The 18,656-nt window shown below is 64.7% G+C and carries 17 protein-coding genes and 1 tRNA gene; 14 read left to right on the top strand and 4 right to left on the bottom strand.

Annotation, left to right across the window (positions count from 1 at the left end):
- Window positions 1-54: 54 nt before the first annotated feature.
- From bioB to CO675_RS06535, 4 genes are all read left to right on the top strand, one after another.
- On the top strand, window positions 55-1,050 hold the full coding sequence (gene bioB / locus CO675_RS06550) for a biotin synthase BioB (RefSeq protein ID WP_097671419.1): 996 nt from the start codon (window positions 55-57) through the stop codon (window positions 1,048-1,050).
- A gap of 66 nt (window positions 1,051-1,116) precedes the next feature.
- Window positions 1,117-2,271: an 8-amino-7-oxononanoate synthase gene (locus CO675_RS06545; protein WP_097671211.1), complete on the top strand. Its 1,155-nt coding sequence runs from the start codon at window positions 1,117-1,119 to the stop codon at window positions 2,269-2,271.
- Entirely contained in the window at window positions 2,268-2,900 is a 633-nt protein-coding gene (gene bioD / locus CO675_RS06540; RefSeq protein WP_097671210.1) for a dethiobiotin synthase, read from the top strand. Before CO675_RS06545 ends, bioD begins: the two co-directional genes overlap by 4 nt.
- Window positions 2,897-4,159, top strand: coding sequence for an adenosylmethionine--8-amino-7-oxononanoate transaminase (locus CO675_RS06535; protein WP_097671209.1), 1,263 nt, complete (start codon window positions 2,897-2,899; stop codon window positions 4,157-4,159). Before bioD ends, CO675_RS06535 begins: the two co-directional genes overlap by 4 nt.
- A 115-nt stretch (window positions 4,160-4,274) precedes the next feature.
- Here the strand turns inward: CO675_RS06535 and CO675_RS40890 are convergent, their stop codons facing one another.
- Entirely contained in the window at window positions 4,275-5,585 is a 1,311-nt protein-coding gene (locus CO675_RS40890; protein WP_198964510.1) for a YXWGXW repeat-containing protein, read from the bottom strand.
- Window positions 5,586-6,048: 463 nt separating this feature from the next.
- Here CO675_RS40890 and CO675_RS06525 point away from each other — a divergent pair, with 463 nt between their 5' ends.
- Window positions 6,049-7,458 carry an MFS transporter gene (locus CO675_RS06525; RefSeq protein ID WP_097671208.1) on the top strand — a complete coding sequence of 470 codons (1,410 nt, stop codon included), beginning with the start codon at window positions 6,049-6,051 and terminating at the stop codon, window positions 7,456-7,458.
- Here CO675_RS06525 and CO675_RS06520 read toward each other — a convergent pair.
- Window positions 7,455-8,357 carry a LysR family transcriptional regulator gene (locus CO675_RS06520; RefSeq protein ID WP_097671418.1) on the bottom strand — a complete coding sequence of 301 codons (903 nt, stop codon included), beginning with the start codon at window positions 8,355-8,357 and terminating at the stop codon, window positions 7,455-7,457. The genes CO675_RS06525 and CO675_RS06520 overlap by 4 nt on opposite strands.
- Before the next feature lie 96 nt (window positions 8,358-8,453).
- On the opposite strand from CO675_RS06520, the gene CO675_RS06515 reads away from it, so the two are divergent.
- The 5 genes from CO675_RS06515 to CO675_RS06495 all read left to right on the top strand — a co-directional run bounded on the left by CO675_RS06515 (window position 8,454) and on the right by CO675_RS06495 (window position 12,355).
- Window positions 8,454-9,155, top strand: coding sequence for a haloacid dehalogenase type II (locus tag CO675_RS06515; RefSeq protein WP_097671207.1), 702 nt, complete (start codon window positions 8,454-8,456; stop codon window positions 9,153-9,155).
- A complete protein-coding gene (locus CO675_RS06510) occupies window positions 9,142-10,380 on the top strand; it encodes a CaiB/BaiF CoA transferase family protein (protein ID WP_097671206.1) in 1,239 nt (412 codons plus the stop codon). The genes CO675_RS06515 and CO675_RS06510 overlap by 14 nt, the downstream gene beginning before the upstream one ends.
- A gap of 25 nt (window positions 10,381-10,405) precedes the next feature.
- A complete protein-coding gene (locus CO675_RS06505) occupies window positions 10,406-10,828 on the top strand; it encodes a PaaI family thioesterase (RefSeq protein ID WP_198964509.1) in 423 nt (140 codons plus the stop codon).
- Window positions 10,829-11,009: 181 nt separating this feature from the next.
- Complete coding sequence (locus CO675_RS06500; RefSeq protein WP_097671205.1) at window positions 11,010-11,822, top strand: pentapeptide repeat-containing protein; 813 nt, start codon at window positions 11,010-11,012, stop codon at window positions 11,820-11,822.
- Window positions 11,823-11,935: 113 nt separating this feature from the next.
- Window positions 11,936-12,355 (top strand): CBS domain-containing protein, encoded by a 420-nt coding sequence (locus CO675_RS06495; RefSeq protein ID WP_097671204.1) that lies wholly within the window; start codon window positions 11,936-11,938, stop codon window positions 12,353-12,355.
- Between the two features lie 378 nt (window positions 12,356-12,733).
- On the opposite strand, the gene CO675_RS06490 is transcribed toward CO675_RS06495, so the two are convergent.
- A complete protein-coding gene (locus tag CO675_RS06490) occupies window positions 12,734-13,411 on the bottom strand; it encodes a hypothetical protein (RefSeq protein WP_097671203.1) in 678 nt (225 codons plus the stop codon).
- Window positions 13,412-13,944: 533 nt separating this feature from the next.
- Here CO675_RS06490 and CO675_RS39795 point away from each other — a divergent pair.
- Complete coding sequence (locus CO675_RS39795) at window positions 13,945-14,295, top strand: hypothetical protein (protein ID WP_143278893.1); 351 nt, start codon at window positions 13,945-13,947, stop codon at window positions 14,293-14,295.
- 13 nt (window positions 14,296-14,308) lie between these two features.
- The gene (locus CO675_RS06480; protein WP_097671201.1) at window positions 14,309-15,943 is read left to right on the top strand and encodes a recombinase family protein; all 1,635 of its coding nucleotides are present in this window, start codon (window positions 14,309-14,311) and stop codon (window positions 15,941-15,943) included.
- On the opposite strand, the gene CO675_RS06475 is transcribed toward CO675_RS06480, so the two are convergent.
- Window positions 15,914-15,990: transfer RNA gene (locus CO675_RS06475), tRNA-Arg, on the bottom strand. The genes CO675_RS06480 and CO675_RS06475 overlap by 30 nt on opposite strands.
- A 129-nt stretch (window positions 15,991-16,119) precedes the next feature.
- On the opposite strand from CO675_RS06475, the gene CO675_RS06470 reads away from it, so the two are divergent.
- Both CO675_RS06470 and CO675_RS06465 read left to right on the top strand, forming a co-directional pair.
- Window positions 16,120-17,199: an LLM class flavin-dependent oxidoreductase gene (locus CO675_RS06470; RefSeq protein ID WP_097671200.1), complete on the top strand. Its 1,080-nt coding sequence runs from the start codon at window positions 16,120-16,122 to the stop codon at window positions 17,197-17,199.
- A 166-nt stretch (window positions 17,200-17,365) separates the two neighbouring features.
- Window positions 17,366-18,406, top strand: a complete 1,041-nt coding sequence (locus CO675_RS06465) for an alpha/beta fold hydrolase (protein ID WP_097671199.1) — start codon at window positions 17,366-17,368, stop codon at window positions 18,404-18,406.
- Window positions 18,407-18,656 lie beyond the last annotated feature (250 nt).

Genomic DNA, 18,656 nt, shown 5'->3' with positions numbered 1-18,656 from the left:
TCATAGATAATATACATGATTATCTATGATTTACACAAGCAAGAAGGCAAGCCGATGGTTGATGTCGTTGAGATCGAACGGACCGAAAGCCGCAACAGCGCACCGCTCCGCAAGAACTGGGAGCGTGCCGAGGCCGAGGCGCTCTACAACCTGCCATTCGCGGACCTGATGTTTCAGGCGCAGGGCATCCACCGCACCAACTTCAATCCGAACCACGTCGAAACCGCGAGCCTGCTCAGCATCAAGACCGGCGGCTGTCCGGAAGACTGCGGCTACTGCTCCCAGAGCGCCCACTACGACACCGGCCTGAAGGCCACCCGCTTGATGCCGCGGGACGAGGTCGTCGCGATCGCGCAGCGCGCCAAGGACGCCGGCGCCACCCGGTTCTGTATGGCCGCGGCCTGGCGCAGTCCGAAGGACCGCGATCTCGATCAGGTCTGCGACATGGTCAGCGCGGTGAAGGGCCTCGGCATGGAAACCTGCGTCACGCTCGGCATGCTGACGCCCAATCAGGCCGAACGCCTCTCCGACGCCGGGCTCGATTTCTACAACCACAACGTCGATACCTCGCCGGAGTACTACGACAAGATCATCACCACGCGCACCTTGCAGGACCGCATCGATACGCTTGCGCATGTGCGCGACGTCGGCATCAAGGTCTGCTGCGGCGGCATTATCGGGATGGGTGAGCAGGTCGAGGATCGGCTCGGCATGCTGATGCTGCTCGCCAATCTCCCGAGCCATCCGGAGAGCGTGCCGATCAATCTGTGGAACGAGGTCAAGGGCGTGCCGGTCAACGACACCGCGGAACGCCCCGATCCGATCGCGCTGGTCCGGCTGGTCGCCACGGCACGGATCATGATGCCGAACAGCGTGGTGCGGCTGTCGGCCGGACGGCAATACATGACTGACGAATTGCAGGCGATGTGCTTCCTCGCCGGCGCCAATTCGATCTTCATCGGTGATGTGCTGCTGACCACCAAGAACCCGCAGCGCGATCGTGACGCCGATCTGCTGGACCGGCTCGGCATCACATCCCGCCTCGCCTGACCGCAATCATCCGCGAGCGCGCGGCGTTATTCGCCGCGCGGCCAACCACCATCCTGAGAGTGAAGCATGAGCGCAATTCAGGCGGCCAAGGCCGCTGATTACGCCGCGGCCTTGCACGCCCTGCGCGAGGACGATCGGCTGCGCGGTCTCAAGCCGCGCGCGGGCATCGATTTCGTATCGAACGACTATCTGGCGCTGGCGAGCGCGCCGCGCATCAAGCGGGCTGTCTCGGCCGCGATCGAGGCCGGCACACCGATCGGCGCCGGCGGGTCGCGGCTGTTGCGCGGCAATTGCGAGGAGCATGAACGGCTGGAAGCCGAGGCCGCCGCGTTCTTCCGCGCCGAGACCGCGTTGTTCTTCGGCGGCGGCTATGTCGCGAATTTTGCCGTGCTGACGACGCTGCCGCAGCGCGGCGACCTGCTCGTGCTCGATGCGCTGGTGCACGCCAGCATTCATGAGGGCGCGCGGGCCGGCCGGGCCGCGTTCCGGTTCAGCGCGCACAATGATCCCGGGTCGGTCGAGGACACCATTCGCGACTGGCGCGCCGAGGGCGGAATGGGCCGGGTCTGGATCGTGGTCGAGAGCGTCTACAGCATGGACGGCGACGTCGCGCCGCTCGACGACCTCATCGCCATCGCCGAACGGCACGACGCGTTCCTGATGGTGGACGAAGCGCACGGCACCGGCGTCTACGGCGAACAGGGCCGCGGGCTGACGGCGCCCTATGAAGGGCGCGAGAATCTCGTGATCGTTCATACCTGCGGCAAGGCACTGGGCGCAGCAGGCGCGCTGGTCACGGCCTCCACCGTGCTGCGCGACTTCATGGTCAATCGATCCCGCCCGTTCATCTTCGCCACCGCGCCGTCGCCGCTTGTGGCCGTTGCCGTGCGCGAGGCGCTGCTGATCCTGCAGCAGGAGCCCGAGCGCCAGCAGCGCCTCGCAGACCTGGTTGCGTTCACACATCGCGAGCTCGATCTGCGCGGCTGGCGCAGTCCGTCGCGTTCGCAGATCGTGCCCTATGTCGTCGGCGACAATGCGCGCGCGATGCGGCTTGCCTCGGCGCTGCAGGCGCGCGGATTTGACATCAGAGGCATCCGGCCGCCGACCGTGCCGGCCGGCACCGCGCGATTGCGCATTGCGCTGACCCTCAATGTCGATGAGGACGACGTGCGCGCACTGCTCGATGCGCTCGTCGCGGAGACGCAGGGCTGGGCGCAATGATCAGCCGCGTCGTGGTGACCGGCACCGATACCGGGATCGGCAAGACGATCTTCTCCGCGGGCCTCGCCGGTTTCCTCGGCGCAAGCTACTGGAAGCCGGTCCAGTCCGGCCTCGAGGAAGAGACCGATGCGCAGCTGGTGGCGCGGCTTGCGGGACTTGCCGCCGATCGCATCGTGCCGGAACGCTACCGGCTTCGAAAGCCGGCGTCGCCGCATCAATCCGCCGCGATCGATGGCTTGCGGATCGATCCAGCCGCGCTCGACGTGCCAGATACCGGCGGCCGGCCGCTGGTGATCGAGGGCGCCGGCGGGCTGATGGTGCCGCTCAATGACGACACGCTCTTCATCGACATGTTCGAACGGTGGCGGCTGCCGGTCGTGCTCTGCGCCCGCACTGCCTTGGGCACCATCAATCACTCGCTGCTGTCAGTCGAGGCGCTGCGCAAGCGCAACATTGATGTTCTCGGGATCGCGTTCATCGGCGAGAGCAATCCCGAGAGCGAGCGGGCGATCTGCGAGTTCGGGCAGGTCCGTCGGCTCGGCCGGTTGCCCTGGCTGTCTCCGCTCGCCGCAGACACGCTGCAGACGGCCTTCAACGCCTCGTTCCGCCGCGACGATTTCAACCCATGACATCAGCTCGGAAATCGCCGATCTGGCACCCGTTCACCCAGCACGCGCTGCACGACCGGATGACCAGGATCGTGCGCGGGGAGGGCGCCTATCTCTACACCGCGGATGGCCGCCGGATCATCGATGCGATCTCATCCTGGTGGGTCGTGACCCACGGCCATTGCCATCCGCATATCGTGCGCGCCATCCAGAACCAGGCCGAACAGCTCAACCAGATCATCTTTGCCGGTCATACCCATGATCCGGCCGAAGAGGTCGCCGCGCAGCTCCTGAAGCTGGCGCCGCGCGGCCTGGAGTATGTGTTCTTCTCCGACTCCGGCTCGACCAGCGTGGAAGTGGCGCTGAAGATGGCGCTCGGCTACTGGCACAATGTCGGCGTGCCGCGCACGCGCATCATCGTGATGCAGCACTCCTACCACGGCGACACCGTGGGAACGATGTCGGTCGGCGCCCGCGGCGTGTTCAACAAGGCGTACGAGCCGCTGCTGTTCGACGTCGAATCAATCCCGTTTCCCGCGGCCGGCCACGAGCAGGCGACACTTGATGCGCTCGAAGCCGCGTGCAGGACGGAATCCGCGGCCGCGTTCATCGTCGAGCCGCTGATCCTGGGCGCGGGCGGGATGCTGATGTATCCGCCCCGGGTACTGAAGGAAATGAAGCGGGTCTGCGAAGCCCATGATGTGCTGTTCATCGCCGACGAGGTGATGACCGGCTGGGGCCGCACCGGCACGTTGTTCGCGTGCGAGCAGGCCGACGTCACGCCGGACATCGCCTGTTATTCGAAAGGTCTCACCGGTGGATCGCTGCCGCTCGCGGTGACGCTTTGCCGGGCCGAGATCTACGACGCGCATTATTCAAGCGATCGTTCGCGGATGTTCTTCCATTCCAGTTCCTACACGGCAAACCCGATCGCCTGCGCCGCGGCAAGAGCAAACCTCGAGCTCTGGCAACACCGCGCGGGCGAGTGCGCCACATCGCTCGCCGCGATGCAGGAGCGTCTGATCGCACCATTCCGCGCCGACGCCCGCTTCGAGAATGTCCGCCGCACCGGCACCATCACCGCGCTTGACCTGAAGGCAGGCGATGCCGGCTATCTCGCGGGCATCGGCCCCAAGCTTCAGGCCTTCTTCGCCCGTCGAAACCTGCTGCTTCGCCCGCTCGGCAACACGATCTATGTGATGCCGCCCTACTGCGTGACGGAGGCGGACCTCGTTGAGATTTATGCCGCGATCGCGGACGCAGCCGACGAGCTGGCCTGACGGTACGCCTGGCGCGCCTGAAATCCCGTGACTGATTTGCTTCGCGTGCCGTTCCGCACGCGATCGGTTCTCATACGACATCGGCGTGCCGTTGCGGGCACGCCGATAGGCTGGATCACGCGTGCCTGTGTGGCGCTGGCCTCGCAGCGGGATGCTGCGGCCGTGGCGCGGGATGGGGCCGAGGTGCCGGCCGCGACACGTGCGGTGGCGGCGCACGCCGGGGCGGCGGCGGAGCACGATGCACGGCTGCTTGCGCGACGTGCGGCGCCGGCGGATGCGCGGCCGGGCGCGGCGCAGGTGGCGCGTGCTGTGCGATCTGAGGTCTCGGCGCATGCACGGCTGGCGCTGCGACGCGCGGCGCCGGAGCGGGATGGTTGGCGGCGACCGGCGGAGCGTGTCCGGTCGGCGGCGCGTGTGCAGCCGGCGAGGCGGTTGCCGTGGGCAAGGCGTGTCCCGTTGTCGACGCGTGGGCCGGCGGTAGCGCGTTTCCGGTGGGCAAGGCGTGTCCTGTCGTCGTTGTCTGTGCCGGCGGTAGCGCGTTTCCGGAAGGCAAGGCGTGCCCGGTCGGCGATGCATGTGTGGGCGGCAGCGCGTTTCCGCTCGGCAGAGCGTGTCCTGGCGGCACGGCATTTCCCGTCTGCGGAGCATGCCCTGTCGCGGATTGCGCATGATGGGGCGGCGGCGCCGCGATCGGCTTGCCCGGATGCGCGGCGATCACGCCGGCACCGCTGAACCGTGCCGCGTGCGCGGTCGCGGCGACCGCCGGATGACCATGGTTGTTGGCGAGCGTCAGCGCCGGATCCTTCATCGCCGCTTCCGCGTGCCGGGTCTGCTCGGCGGTCGCAGCCACATGGTGTTCGTTCGCCGCGGCGAGCTGTTGCGGCGTCGGTCTCACCGCGGTGCCGCCGGTGCCGCCGTTGTAGCTGACGTTGGTCGTGTTGTTGATGACGGTCTTGTTGTAGACGTTGGTGACCGAGACATTCGAGATGTTGTTGACGGAACTGTTGTAGAAGAAGTTGCCGCCGCGCCAATAGCCGCCCTCATAGCCGATGCCGGTGTAGCCGAAGCCATAAGAGATGCCGCCGTAGAAGCCGACGGTCGCTCCCCAATAACCGGCGTGGAACGCGTAGGCGCCATCGTTCCAGCCCCAATAGCCGGGCGTCCATAGCAATGCAGGTGCGGGCGGCAGCACCCATGTGCCGGGAACCCAGTAGTAACCGATGTCGTCGCTCCACGCCCAATAGCCGGGCGTCCAGATGTAGCCGTCGCCAGGGATTGGCGGCTGCTCGTAAACAGGCAAGGGCGGCGGTGCTGCATCGACGCTGATGCCGATGCCGATGGCAAGCTGCGCGCGCGCAGCGTGAGGTGGAGAGAGACAGCAGAGGCTGAGAGCTAAGGCGAAAGGCAGTCCGGCGATGCGGCGCATGGCACATACTCCAATCTTCTTCCCCCCAGCGTTGGAGTTGAATAGTGGCGGCGACATGAACCCGTTGTGAATGTTTGTGCCGACATCGTGATTTCGCGATCGCGCGGCGATGAAAGCGTTAACGACAGCGAATGCGCGTCAGCTCGGTGTCAGGATGGAACGCGAATCACGACAACTCGCAGTTCGGATATGGACCACGCGAGTTGCACGAGACGCGCGTGTAGCGCGTGTCTGCTTCGGGTCTGCATCAGCTGTGTTCGATCGGCTGCGCCTTCAAAGCGAGCGACCTCGCGGCTGGTCAAGTTGTGCTGGCGTCTTGCGTCGCGAGCGCGACGCCCGCATCGGCTTCATCAGTCCGCCAAATAGTCGAATTTTCGATTTGAATTGGACGACGACCCCCTGCGCGTCATCAATCGATCATCGGAACATCCGGCTCGCATAAGGCCGGGCAGGGAGGTTTGGAATGGCGCGATCCGCCGACATCGACATCAACGCGGGCGCGCGCCTCGACCGGCTGCCGATCTGCGGATTCCACTGGCGTATCCTGGCCCTGATCGGCGCCGGCATGTTCCTCGACGCATTCGACATCTATCTGGCCGGCGGCGTGCTGGGTGCGGTGCTCAAGGAAGGCTGGTCGACGCTCGAGCTCAACGCGGCATTCGTCTCCGCGACCTTTGTCGGCATGACGATCGGTGCCTGGTTCTCCGGCATCCTTGGCGACCGCTTCGGCCGCCGCTTCTCCTACCAGATGAACCTCGCGATCTTCGGCCTCGCGTCGATCGCGGCGGCCTTCGCGCCCAACATGGCCGTCCTGATCGGCCTGCGTTTCATCATCGGCATCGGGCTCGGCGCGGAGATAGTGGTCGGCTATGCGACCTTGACGGAGTTCGTGCCGACGGCTTCGCGCGGCCGCTGGATCGGGCTATTGGCCGTGATCACCAACTTCTCGCTGTTCGCGTCGTCCATGATCGGTCTGTGGGTGATCCCGACACTCGGCTGGCGCTACATGTTCGGCCTCGTCGGCATCCTGGCGATGATCGTCTGGTTCCTGCGCAAGTCGATGCCGGAATCGCCGCGCTGGCTTGCTGCCAACGGCCGCACCGATGAGGCCGAGGCGATTCTGTCGGCGATCGAAGCGGAGGCCGCGCACAAGGGAACGCTGGCTCCCGTCGGCGCCGGCGCGACGGTGCAGGAACCGCCTGGCGCGGTCTGGCGCCTGTTCCAGCCGCCATATCTCGCACGCACGCTGCTCGGCAGCCTGCTGCACATCGTCGTCGGCTTCAGCCTCTACGGGTTCATCGGCTGGCTGCCGACCTTCATGGTCAAGGGCGGCCATAGCGTGGTCTCCTCGCTGGGCTACACCACCGTGATGGCGCTTGGCGGTCCGGTCGGATCGCTGATCGGGCTCGTGCTGGCGGACCGGCTGGGACGCCGGCTCTCGATCGTCTGCTCGTCGATTGCGGCAGCCGTGCTCGGCATCGCCTATCCATACATGGCGGACGGTGTTGCGCTCGCGGGCGTGGGCTTCCTTCTCGTCACCGCGATCTACGTCATGCTGGCGACCGGGTTCGCAATGCATGTCCCTGAACTGTTCCCGACGCGCTACCGGCTTCGCGGCACGGCGATCTGCGCCACGTCCGGACGCATCGCGACCGCGTTGGTGCAGTACGTCGTGGTCGCGATCTTCGCCTGGCAAGGGTTGACCGGCGTGCTGACGACCCTCGCCGGCATCCTCGTGTTCCAGGCCGTGGTGTTTCTGGTGTTCGGATTCGAGACCAAGGGACGCTCGTTGGAGGACGCGTCGGCCGTGGCGAATGCCGAGACGGGAAGCGAGCCGTCGATCGCGCGGAGGCCGGCGGACATCGGTGTCTAGCCCAGGTCGGAGCACGCCGCCCTCAGCCGATCGCGGAGCCAGCTATTGGCATTGCTCTGATCGTATCGGCGATGCCAGTACAACATCCAGTCGAAAGGCGCGGACTCGAACGGCAGTTCCTCCATTCGCAGTCCGTCGTCCATCAGCACGGCGGCGAGGTGCCGCGGCATCACTGCGAGCAGATCGGTGCTCTTCAAGACGTGAGGCACGACCAGCCAATGCGGCACATTCAGCACGATGCGTCTCTGGTGGCCGCGTTCGGCGAGCACGTCGTCGACGAAGCGAAGGTCGGCCGGGCTCATCGAGACCTTCATGTGCTCCTGCGCGATGAAGCGCTCGAAGGTCAGCCGGCCGCGCTTGATCTGGTGACCGCTCCGCATCAGGCAGACCATGCGGTCCCGCAGCAGCGTCTCCGAACGGATCGATGCGGAGTGTTCGAGTCCCATGCTGACTGCGACGTCGATCTCGTCCCGCTCCAGCGCATCGATCGTGAGGGCCGGCGGCAGATGGATCGTGTTGTAGGAGATCCGCGCATCCGGCGGCCGCGCCGCGGCGAGTCGCGGCAGCAGCAGGCAGGCGAGAATATCCGACATCCTGATCGTGAAAGTGCGTTCCGTCCGGGCCGGATCGAAGCCGGCGTCGCTCGCCATCACCCGCTCGACCTGGCGCAGCACCTGGCGCAGCGGCTCCGCCAGTTCGGTGGCGCGGGGCGTCGGCTTCATCCCGCTTGTCGTCCGCACCAGAAGTTCGTCCTCGAACATCGCGCGCAACCGGTTGAGCGCGTTGCTCATGGCGGGTTGACTGAGACCGACGCGGTCGGCCGCCTTGGTGACATGACGTTCGGTCAGCAGTGCGTCCAGCGCGACGAGCAGATTGAGGTCGATGGATCGGAGGTTCATGGCATCATTCATATCGTGAATAGTCGGAGATCACAAATCCATTTCATCTATGGCGGCGCGGCGCGTATCCAATCGACCTGAACCCAGGAGGCATCAATGAGCTTTGAGACCATCAAGCGCGACGTGAAGATCTGCATGTTCGACCAGTACGGCACGGTCGTCGACATGCAGGGCGGCCTGACCAGGATCGCGACGCCGTTCCTCGCGAAGAAAGGCTGGAACGGCGATCCGAATTCCTTCGTCACCTGGTGGCGCCGCACCCATTTCGAGAATTCGATGATCGATGCGCTGCTGCATCGTGAGCACACGCCCTATCGCGAGATCGGGCATCGCGCGGTGTCGCACGTGATGGACCGCGCCAGGATCGACTACACGATGGACGAGGTGCGCTATCTTGTCGGCGAGATCGAGAAGCTGGTGCCGTTTCCGGAAGTGCCGGAGGCGCTGGCGCGGCTGCAAACCAGATACAAGCTGGTGGTGCTCTCGAACGGCGATCCGGACATGCTCGAGACCGCGAAACAGTACCACAAGGTCCCGTTCGATCGCGTGATCTCGGTGGCGGAAGCCAATTCGTTCAAGCCGCATGTCGCGACCTACACCAAGGCGGCCGAGATCATGGGCGTGAAGCCCGCCGAGGTGCTGTTCGTCGCCAATCATGCCTTCGACTGCATCGGCGCCAAATCCGCCGGCATGCGGACCGCCTTCATCGATCGGCGCAACCGCCCGTTCGGCATCACGCCGCACCAGCCCGACATCCTGGTGCCGTCGATGAAGGACCTCGCCGATGCGGTCGTCTGATCGCGAGCCGCTGTCGGGCATCAGGGTTCTCGATCTCTGCCGCGTGGTCTCGGGTCCGTTTGCCACGATGCAGCTCGGCGATCTCGGTGCCGACATCGTCAAGATCGAGGATCCGCGGCAGGGCGACGAAAGCCGCCGCTACGGGCCGCCCTTCGTCGGCGGCGAGAGCGCGTATTTCCTGTCGGTGAACCGCAACAAGCGCAGTTGCGCCATCGATCTGAAATCGCCGGCGGGGCGCGACGCGGTGCTCGATCTTGCGTCCGTTGCCGACGTCGTGATCGAGAATTTCCGGCCGGGCACGCTCGACAAATGGGGCCTCGGCTTCGAGGCGCTGCGGGCCCGCAAGGGCGACATCATCCTGTGCAGCATCTCGGGGTTCGGCCGCACCGGCGCGGACGCCTTGCGGCCCGGCTATGATCTGATCCTGCAAGGCGAATCCGGCGTGATGGACATCACCGGTGATCCCAAGGGGCCGCCGACCAAGGTCGGCACCTCGATCGCCGATCTCGTCACCGGCCTGTACGCGTCGCATTCGGTGCTGGCCGCCTTGATGCGGAAGAGCCGCACGGGCGAGGGCGGCCGGGTCGACGTCTCGATGCTCGACGCCATGGCGTCGCTGCTGACGTTCAACGCCGGCATGTATTTCGCCTCGGGACAAAGCCCGAGGCGCCGGGGCAACGTCCATCCGACCATCAGCCCGTACGAGCCGTTCGAGGCGAGTGACGGCTGGATCAATGTCGGGGTCGCGAACGACAAGTTCTGGACGGCGTTTTGCGACGTCATCGGCCGGCCGGACCTGCGCGAAGATGCGCGCTTCGAAACCGCCCCGAAACGCGCGGCGAGCCGCAACGAACTCGTCGCGATCCTCGCTCCCATCTTCGCCCGCAGGAGCCGTGCCGATTGGCTGCAGGCGCTCGCCGTGGCCGGTATTCCCTGCGGCGCGATCAAGTCGGTCGGCGAAGTCTGCGAGACGCCGCAACTCACGCAGCGCGGCATGGTCCAGAGCGTCAGCCATCCAGCGGCGGGGGATGTCAGGTTCATCGCCCGGCCGACGCGGTTCGGCGACGAACCGCCGGCGCCTTCCACGCCGCCGCCGATGCTCGGCGAACACACGCGCGAGGTGCTTGCGGAATGGCGCGGCTGGACCGACGATCGGCTCGAGAGATTCGCCCGCGAAGGCGCGTTCGGAGACTTTGGACGGAGCTTCGTGCGATCGCCCACGTGAATATCGTGACCAAATGAGTGTCGTCATGAGAGATATCGCCGAGCAGATGATGCTTCGCGCCGTCGAAGACGAGCGGCAGGAATTCGGTTCGTTCTTCCTGTCGCGCTTCTTCGGCCTCGAGATCGCCTACCAAGGCGAGGCGTGCATCGTCTCGTTCGATGTCGAGAGGCCCATGTTCAATCCGCAAGGCACGTTGCATGGCGGGGTTCTCGCGACCGCGCTCGACATCTCGATGGGGCATCTCGTCAACCACGTCGCGGGTCCCGGCACCACGCTCGAGATGAAGGTGCAATATCTCGCCGCGGCCCGCGAAGGGCGCGTGACCTGTCACGCGGCCTTCCTGAAGCGCGGCCGGAAGACCTTCTTCCTGCAGTCTCAGGCCTCCAACGCGTCCGGCGAGCCGATTGCGCATGCGACGTCGACTTGGCAGCTGCTGAGCCGGAGCTGAAAGACGGCAGGCTCGCATCGACCGGTTGTCGCGCTGCCGAGGCCCGTTCCTGCGCACGAAACGGTCACGAGCATTGCCCGAACCGTGATCCGGTCTCATACTGTGACGCCGGAAGCGAATCTCCACGCAGCGTCCGGTGCGGAGATGCGAGAGGCGATACCTTAGAGGCGGAGAGACGGCGATGCGGTTTCGTCTCGCGTTTGTTGTTGTATCGATGGCGGCGCTGCTCGTTGATCCGATTGCCGCCATGTCGCAGGACATGTTGCGCAGCGTCGACCTCGACAGTCTCGACATGACGACGTCGGAGATGACGCGCGCCGAGGTCGACACGCTCCTCAAGATGGCGCCTCAAGGGGACCGACATACTGTAGATTTGGAGGCAAAGCGGCTGTCGCGCCTCGATCTCTCGGGCCTCGACTTCTCCGGCGGCAACCTTCATCTCGTAAAGTTCAATCGGTCCAATCTGAGAGCCGCGCGCTTCGATCGGGCCATCCTGAACCAGGCTTGGCTCATCGACGCAGATCTGACGGGGGCGTCCTTCGTCAAGGCATCGCTGCTCGGCACGCAGATGCAGCGCGCCAAGCTTGGCGGCGCCGATCTGAGCGACGCCCGCATCACCGCCGATCTATCCGGTGCCAGCCTGATCGGGGCCAAGCTCGCAGGCGCGGATTTGAGCGCCGATATGCGCAACCAATCGATGGGCCTGATGCGTGGCGTGCTCAAATCCGCCGATCTCCGCAATGCGGATTTGAGCGGCGCCAATCTCGCGCGCGCCGATCTCGAATTCGCCCAGTTGCAGAACGCCAATCTGGCGAACTGCAACCTCAACAAGGCCGACCTGGCGGGAGCCGACCTCTCCGGCGCCAATCTCGCGGGCGCCGATTTGACCGAGACCGACCTCGCGTCTGCCGTCTTGCCGAGCGCGACGGCGCTGGCCGAGGCCCGCAATCTGGACAAGGCCCGGAACTTGAACCTGGCGCGGCGTCCGAATTAGGGATCGCGTCCTGCTCGCTGCGTCTTGACCAGGGCGCAGCGCGCATGCGGTCGCACCCGATCTGCTGTATAGTTGCACGCGAGGGGGCTGCTGCCTTGCAAGGGAGATCCTCCATGAAGGTCAAGGACGTGATGCACAAGGGTGTCGATTGGGTTAGCCCCGATACCCCGATCACCGAAATCGCAAAATTGATGCAAGGGCACGACGTCGGCTGCATTCCGATCGGGCAAGACGATCGTCTGATCGGGATGGTGACGGATCGCGACCTCGTCTGCAAAGGTCTGGCGAACAAGAACTTCAACTCTGCGCGCGCCACGGCGCGGGATGTGATGACCGAAGGCATTCACTGCTGCCGGGAAGACGACGATCTGGCGAAAGCGGTGCATCACATGGAGACGCTGAAGATCCGCAGGCTGCCTGTCATCAACAAGAGCAAACGGATGGTCGGCATGGTCAGCCTAGGGGACGTGGGCCACTTTGCCGGTGCCGATCTCATGTCCCAATACATGAAGAGCGTGTCGGCTCATCATTGAGGCGAGGCCGGTCTGCCGGAAACCGGCAGATCGGCCGGTACCATGGCCGGACAACAAATCGGGTAGAAAAAACGAAGTGGCGCGCCACGGCCGATGAAGATGGGCACTACTGCTTCGCCGTGGCGCTATGACGTAGCGGCCGCCCAAGCGATCCGGCCGGATAACCAGCGACGCACTGCGATCTTGTGCTACCCCTTATGGGCGGCTGTCTTCCCAATTTTGCAGGCCGTCCGGTTAGCCTCCGATTGCGGCCATTTCGATCAATTCCGGGAACGGCGCGATGGGCCAGAAGGCGACATTTCTGAGCATCCGCGTTCGATCACTATAGCAGCCCGCCATCGCCCGGTTGCCCTCCCGCAACGATCCTCTCCGCAGCTCTCACACGACCCTGCAGCGATGCAGCTTGAAGTCAGCGAAGTCCGCATCGATGAGCGCGGTCCTCAGCGCCTCGACGAGGCGATGGCTCATAAAGATGCGCCCCTCCACGCCGGGACACATCCAGAGATCCGCCCCAACCAAGGCAGCAGGGGACACCGCGATATCGCCGTCCTTGAGATAGGCGAGCGACCAACGAGTTCTGCCCGTCTCATGGTGGACTGATGGCTTCCCAATGTTGGTGCTTGCGTCCGGAAGAAAACAATCCTTCTTCGACCCGAAATTGATGATGTAGAACGGACCCGCCAGCGGCGTCTTCTGGTCCGCCTCGTAGATGGTATGGCGCACGAGCCCGCCGCCCACACCGAAATCGAACTTGGAAAGCACCTCGGCGACCTTGCCTTTCACGCCGAGGAATCCGCCGAGAAAGAAGATGTCCTTTGCGCGCTTGAAATGAGACATGCTGTACACGGCCGACGCTTCCGGCATGTCTTCTCGCCTCATCGTGTGGCCGGCGTAGTGCTTCATAATGGCCGCGAACACCGTCTTGCTCGTGTCCGGGACGCGATGGTTCACATATGGAGCTTCCCACGGCTCGCCGAACCATTTTTGACGAAGCCCGAGCTTGTTGCCGAGCTCGTTGTTGCTCATCACTTCACTGATCCAGACTTGACCGGTCATACTAATCTCTCGCTCGCGCCTAGCTTCCAATCCCGCGCTAATCTTGACATGCGAGCTCCGCAGTTGCGAGCGCAAGGAGCCGGAATGTCTCCTGTGGGTCATTCGCGTCGGCATTGCCATGTCTGCCTTCTGGTCCGCTATCGACAATACCTGACATTGCCGGCCAAGAGCTGGAGTGCGGATCTCGACCGATTAGGACGGCAAGATAAAAGCGACGGTGTCGCTCTGTGCCGTCGGGGGTCCTAAGTGTTTGTCTGCACATTGTTTCAGATGGCACTGCAGCGGCACCGTATGAAGCGGTCTGGTGCCGCTCGAACCGAGAAAGCATTCAAAATCAACGTTCCGAGCGCCATCGTTCGCAGCGTAGCGTCGTGTTGCGCAGGCTCGGCGGGATGCCCGCCATGATCGCATGCGAGACCGCTGCCGGACCAACGGTGCGCCGTCAAGGCTCGCGCTTTGCGCGACCGGCTGCGCCGGCTTGCGGCCTTGACTGCGCTCCGATGGCCCGGCCTTTGCTGCCATGCGATCATAGCTTGCTCTGCGCGATTGCGCTCAGCCGGCAGACGAAGCGCGAGGTCGGAGCACAGCAGCGTGATGTAGCGCGCGCTTCGGCTGTTCAGTGGATCGGCCAAGCTTGCCACAATGGCGCCATGGCTCGCTCTCAAGAATCGCAGCGGCGCGTGTCGACCAACGTGCAATGCGACGATCTCTACGACTATGCAGTGGCGCCCGCGCGTCCTAGCCGGCGAGGAGCGAAGCGCACTTCGGTGACATGGACGGTGACGGATGACTGGCCGGAAGACGTGCCGGTTGCTGAAGCCGAGATCGCCGTCTTTGAGGCTTGGTTCGGCGACCTGTTCGACGAGCTGTTTGGAGACGGCTAAGGGGGAAATCACCATGGCAGCGACGGTTCGGGTGGCTCTCTACCTGCGGGTCTCGACGGGGCGGCAAGCAGACAGCGATCTTTCTATCCCGGATCAGCGCCGCCAGGCGAAGGCTCATTGTGCGTCTCGTGGGTGGGAGATCGTCGCTGACTATGTCGAGCCCGGAGCGTCCGCGATCGACGATCGGCGGCCGGAGTTCCAGCGCATGATCGACGCGGCGACGGTCAAGCCGCCGGCGTTCGACGTGATCCTGGTCCACAGCTTCAGCCGCTTCTTCCGCGACCAGTTCCAGCTTGAGTTTTATGTCCGCCGGCTCGCCAAGAATGGCGTGCGGCTGGTGTCGATCACGCAGGAACTCGGCGATGATCCGATGAGCAACATGATCCGCCAAATCATGGCACTGTTCGACGAATATCAGTCCAAGGAGAATGCCAAGCACACGCTGCGAGCGATGAAGGAGAACGCACGGCAAGGCTTCTGGAATGGCGCGTTGCCGCCGATCGGTTACCGTATCGTGGAAGCCAGTGAGCAGCGCGGCCATCGCACCAAGAAGACGCTGGAGATCGATCCTATCCAGGCCGAGACCGTGCGGCTGATCTATCGCCTGGCGCGCGAAGGAAGCGGCTCATCCGGGTCGATGGGCGTCAAATCGATCGCCAAGCATCTGAACGAAGCCGGCATCCGAACGCGCGATGGCGGACGCTGGGGCGTCGATGCCGTGCACAAGGTACTAACGCGAACCACGTACATCGGCCGTCACCGGTTCAACACCAAATTTTGGAAGACCCGCGAGCGCAAACCGGACGCCGAGGTGGTGGAAATGGCGGTGCCGCCGATCATCGATGCGGCCGAGTTCGAGGCCGTGCAGATGCTGCGCAAGACGCGCTGCCCGGCGCTGACCGCGCCGCGCGTCGTCAGCGGACCGACCCTCCTTACCGGCATCTGCTTTTGCGCCACCTGCGGCGGCGCGATGACACTGAGGACCGGGAAGAGTGGACGGTACAGGTACTACACGTGCTCGACCAAGGCCCGGCAGGGCGAGACCGGCTGCAAAGGCCGCACCGTTCCCATGGAAAAGCTCGACAGCGTCGTAGCCGAGCACATCGAGCACCGCCTTTTGCAGCCCAAACGTCTCGAGGAAGTCTTATCGGCCGTCCTGCATCGCCGGAAGGAGCGCGCCGAGCGCCGAACGACGCATATCGCCGAATTGCGCAAGCGTGCGGCCGAAGCGGAAGCCAAACTCAAGCGGCTATACGACGCCATCGAAAACGGGATCGCCGACGTCTCAGACCCGATGCTCAAGGAGCGTGTAACCGAGCTGAAGTCGATCCGCGACCAGGCCCGCGCCGACGCGGAGCGGGGCGAGGGTGCGCTGGATCGGGCTGGGCCGAGCATCACACCCCAGGCGCTCAAGGCCTTCGCCAGCCAGGCCCGCCGGCGCATGCGGACCGAACAGGGCGGCTACCGCCGCGATCACCTGCGCGCGCTGGCCCAGCGCATCGAGGTGGACGCGCAAGAAGTTCGCATCACGGGATCGAAAAGCGTGCTCTTGCGCACTCTCGTCGCCGCGTCCGGCGCAAAATCGGCAGGTTTTGGAGTGCCCAGTTTTGTACCGAAGTGGCGCACCCGACACGATTCGAACGTGTGACCTTTGCCTTCGGAGGGCAACGCTCTATCCAGCTGAGCTACGGGTGCGTACCGGCCACCATTTAGCTGATTGGCTCCGGGTCGGCAACGGCGTTGTCCGACCGGCCGAGGGCTGTAAACTGCCTGCGCCAACATGACAGGTCTTCCCAAAAGGCCGTCTTTCGAGGGAGTTTGCCCATGCGTCCGCTGGAATTCGGCTGGTATCTGCCCACGCATGGCGACACCACGGCCTATGGGCTGATGGAGGCGCAGATCGCGGGGTCGCCGGAACTCTGCGACCGCGTGGTCAAGGCGGCCGAGGACGCCGGGTTCGAATATCTCCTGATCCCGGTCGGCTCGGTGTGCTGGGAAGCCTGGATATCCGGCGCCTTCATGGCGGCGCGCTCGGCGCGGATCAAGCCGCTGATCGCAGCACGGCCCGGCTATATCAACCCGGTGCTGATGGCCAAGATGATCTCGACCTTCGACCAGATGTCGGGCGGGCGGATCTGCATCAATTTGATCGCCGGGCAGAACGAGAGCGAGGTCGAGGCCGAAGGCGTGCGCTACGCCAAGGAGGAACGCTACGCGCTGATGGAGGAGGAGGTCTCGATCCTCAAGGCGCTGTGGACCACGCGCGGGCCGGTGAACTTCCAGGGCAGGTTTCACACCATCTCGGGCGCGCATATCCGGCCGCGTCCGCTGCAGCAGCCGTTTCCAAAATTCTATCTCGGCGGCGGCTCGCGGCAGGCCTGGGAGGTCTCGGCGAAGCATTCCGACGTCCATCTGTTCTGGGGCGATCTGCCGGAGCGCATCGCGGACAATATCGCCGAGATCAGGCGGATGGCGCGGGGGCATGACCGCGAGGATGCGATCGGCTTCGGCATGCGGCTGCAGGTGATCTGCCGCGAGAACGAGGCCGGCGCCTGGGAGGCGGCCGACCAGCTGGTGCGCCACGCCACCGAGCGGCAGAAGCAGGAGATGAAGACGCTTTACGTCCGCTCCGAGGCCAACCAGCGCGTGCAGCAGCTCGCGCGCGACTACGGCGACCTCCTGATGCCGCATCTGTGGACCGGGATCACCAAGGTGCGGCCCGGCGCCGGCATCGCCGTTGTCGGCAACCCCGAGCAATGCGCCGCGACCTTGCAGCAGTTCATCGACGCCGGCTGCCACTCCTTCTGCCTGTCCGGCTATCTGCACGATGAGGAGGCCGAGAGGTTCGGCCGCCTGATCCGCCCGATCCTCGCTGCCAACAATCGCGGGCGGCTCGCGGCGTAAGGTGTCATCCGGAAGCTTTCTGAAAATTCATGGGTGAATCGGCGTCTGACGCGCCATGATCCCGTCCGATCGCATCGTCCCTGCCAAAGCGTTTTCGAGCGAAGTGGGTTCCGGTTCGCGTCAAGAAAACGCGTCAAAACAAGAATGGCACCAACGGAGTTGAACCATGCATCATCGAAGCTGGCTTGCGGCGTTGACGCTGCTCGTTCTGACGGTGGCATACGCGCCGATCGTGTCGGCAACGCAGCCGCAGATCGGGCGTGACAAGAAGCCGGTCAAGGAAATCGCGAGCGGTCGCATTGCCGTCGGCAACGCGACCTTTCCGGTCTACCTCTCGGCCGACTGGTCCACTCCGCTGCCGGACGTCACCCGCGCGGTGCTGGTGCTGCACGGGGTGCTGCGCAATGCCGACGACTATTTCCGCGCGGCGCTGAGCGCGCAGGCCGCGGCCGGCGATATCGGCAAGAGCACGCTGATGATCGCGCCGCAATTCTTGATCGAGCCCGATGTCGAGGCGTTCAAGCTGCCGGCGGAAACGCTGCGCTGGAGCCTCTATGGCTGGCAGGGCGGCGAGCCTGCGCTTGCGCCCAACCCGGCCAGCTCGTTCGAGGCGCTCGATGCCATCCTTGCAAAACTCGGCGATCGCAAGCTGTTTCCGAACCTGAAGCAGGTCGTCGTGTTCGGCCATTCCGGCGGCGGCCAGGTGGTGCAGCGCTATGCGATCGCGGTGGAGGGCGACCAGGTGCTGCTGCGCGAGGGCATCGGCGTGCGCTACGTCGTCGCCAATCCATCCTCCTACGCCTATTTCACCAGTGAGCGGCCGGAGCCTGCGATCGCGGCGAACTGTCATGGCTATAACAGCTGGAAGTTCGGCATGGACGACCGTCCGCCCTATCTCGCCGAGCCGACCCCGGTGGCGCTCGAGCAGGCCTATGTCGCGCGCCGCGTGATCTATCTCCTGGGAACGCTCGACACCAACCCCAATCATCCCGCGCTCGACAAATCCTGCATGGCGGAAGCCGAAGGGCCGTATCGCTATGCGCGCGGGCATTCCTATGTCGCGGCGATGCAGGCCCGCGACCACGGCGCGCCGAACCACAGCGTGTGGGATGTGCCCGGCGTCGGCCACGAGGGTGGCAAGATGCTCAACTCGCCTTGCGGCCTGACCGCGGTGTTCGACATTCCCGGCTGCGAGGCGGCGCGCTAAAGCGCGATGAATTTGGCTGACACAGTCGGACCGCAGATTGACTTCGCCTCTCCCGCTTGCGGGGTCGAGACGAGCGAAGCTCGCTCTTAGGCCGACGCGCTCGGCAGCGCTCTTGCGCGCCTGAGCGCGGCGGGTGGGGGTTCTCACCTCGATGGGATTCGCGGTGATACCCCCACCCCAGCCCTCCCCCGCAAGCGGGAGAGGGAGCGCAAGGTCTTCGCGTCGTTCAGTTTAACTCAATCTCATTGCG

The organism is Bradyrhizobium sp. C9, assembly GCF_002532045.1.
Classification (GTDB): domain Bacteria; phylum Pseudomonadota; class Alphaproteobacteria; order Rhizobiales; family Xanthobacteraceae; genus Bradyrhizobium.
This window is presented reverse-complemented; position numbering and strand designations above follow the sequence as displayed.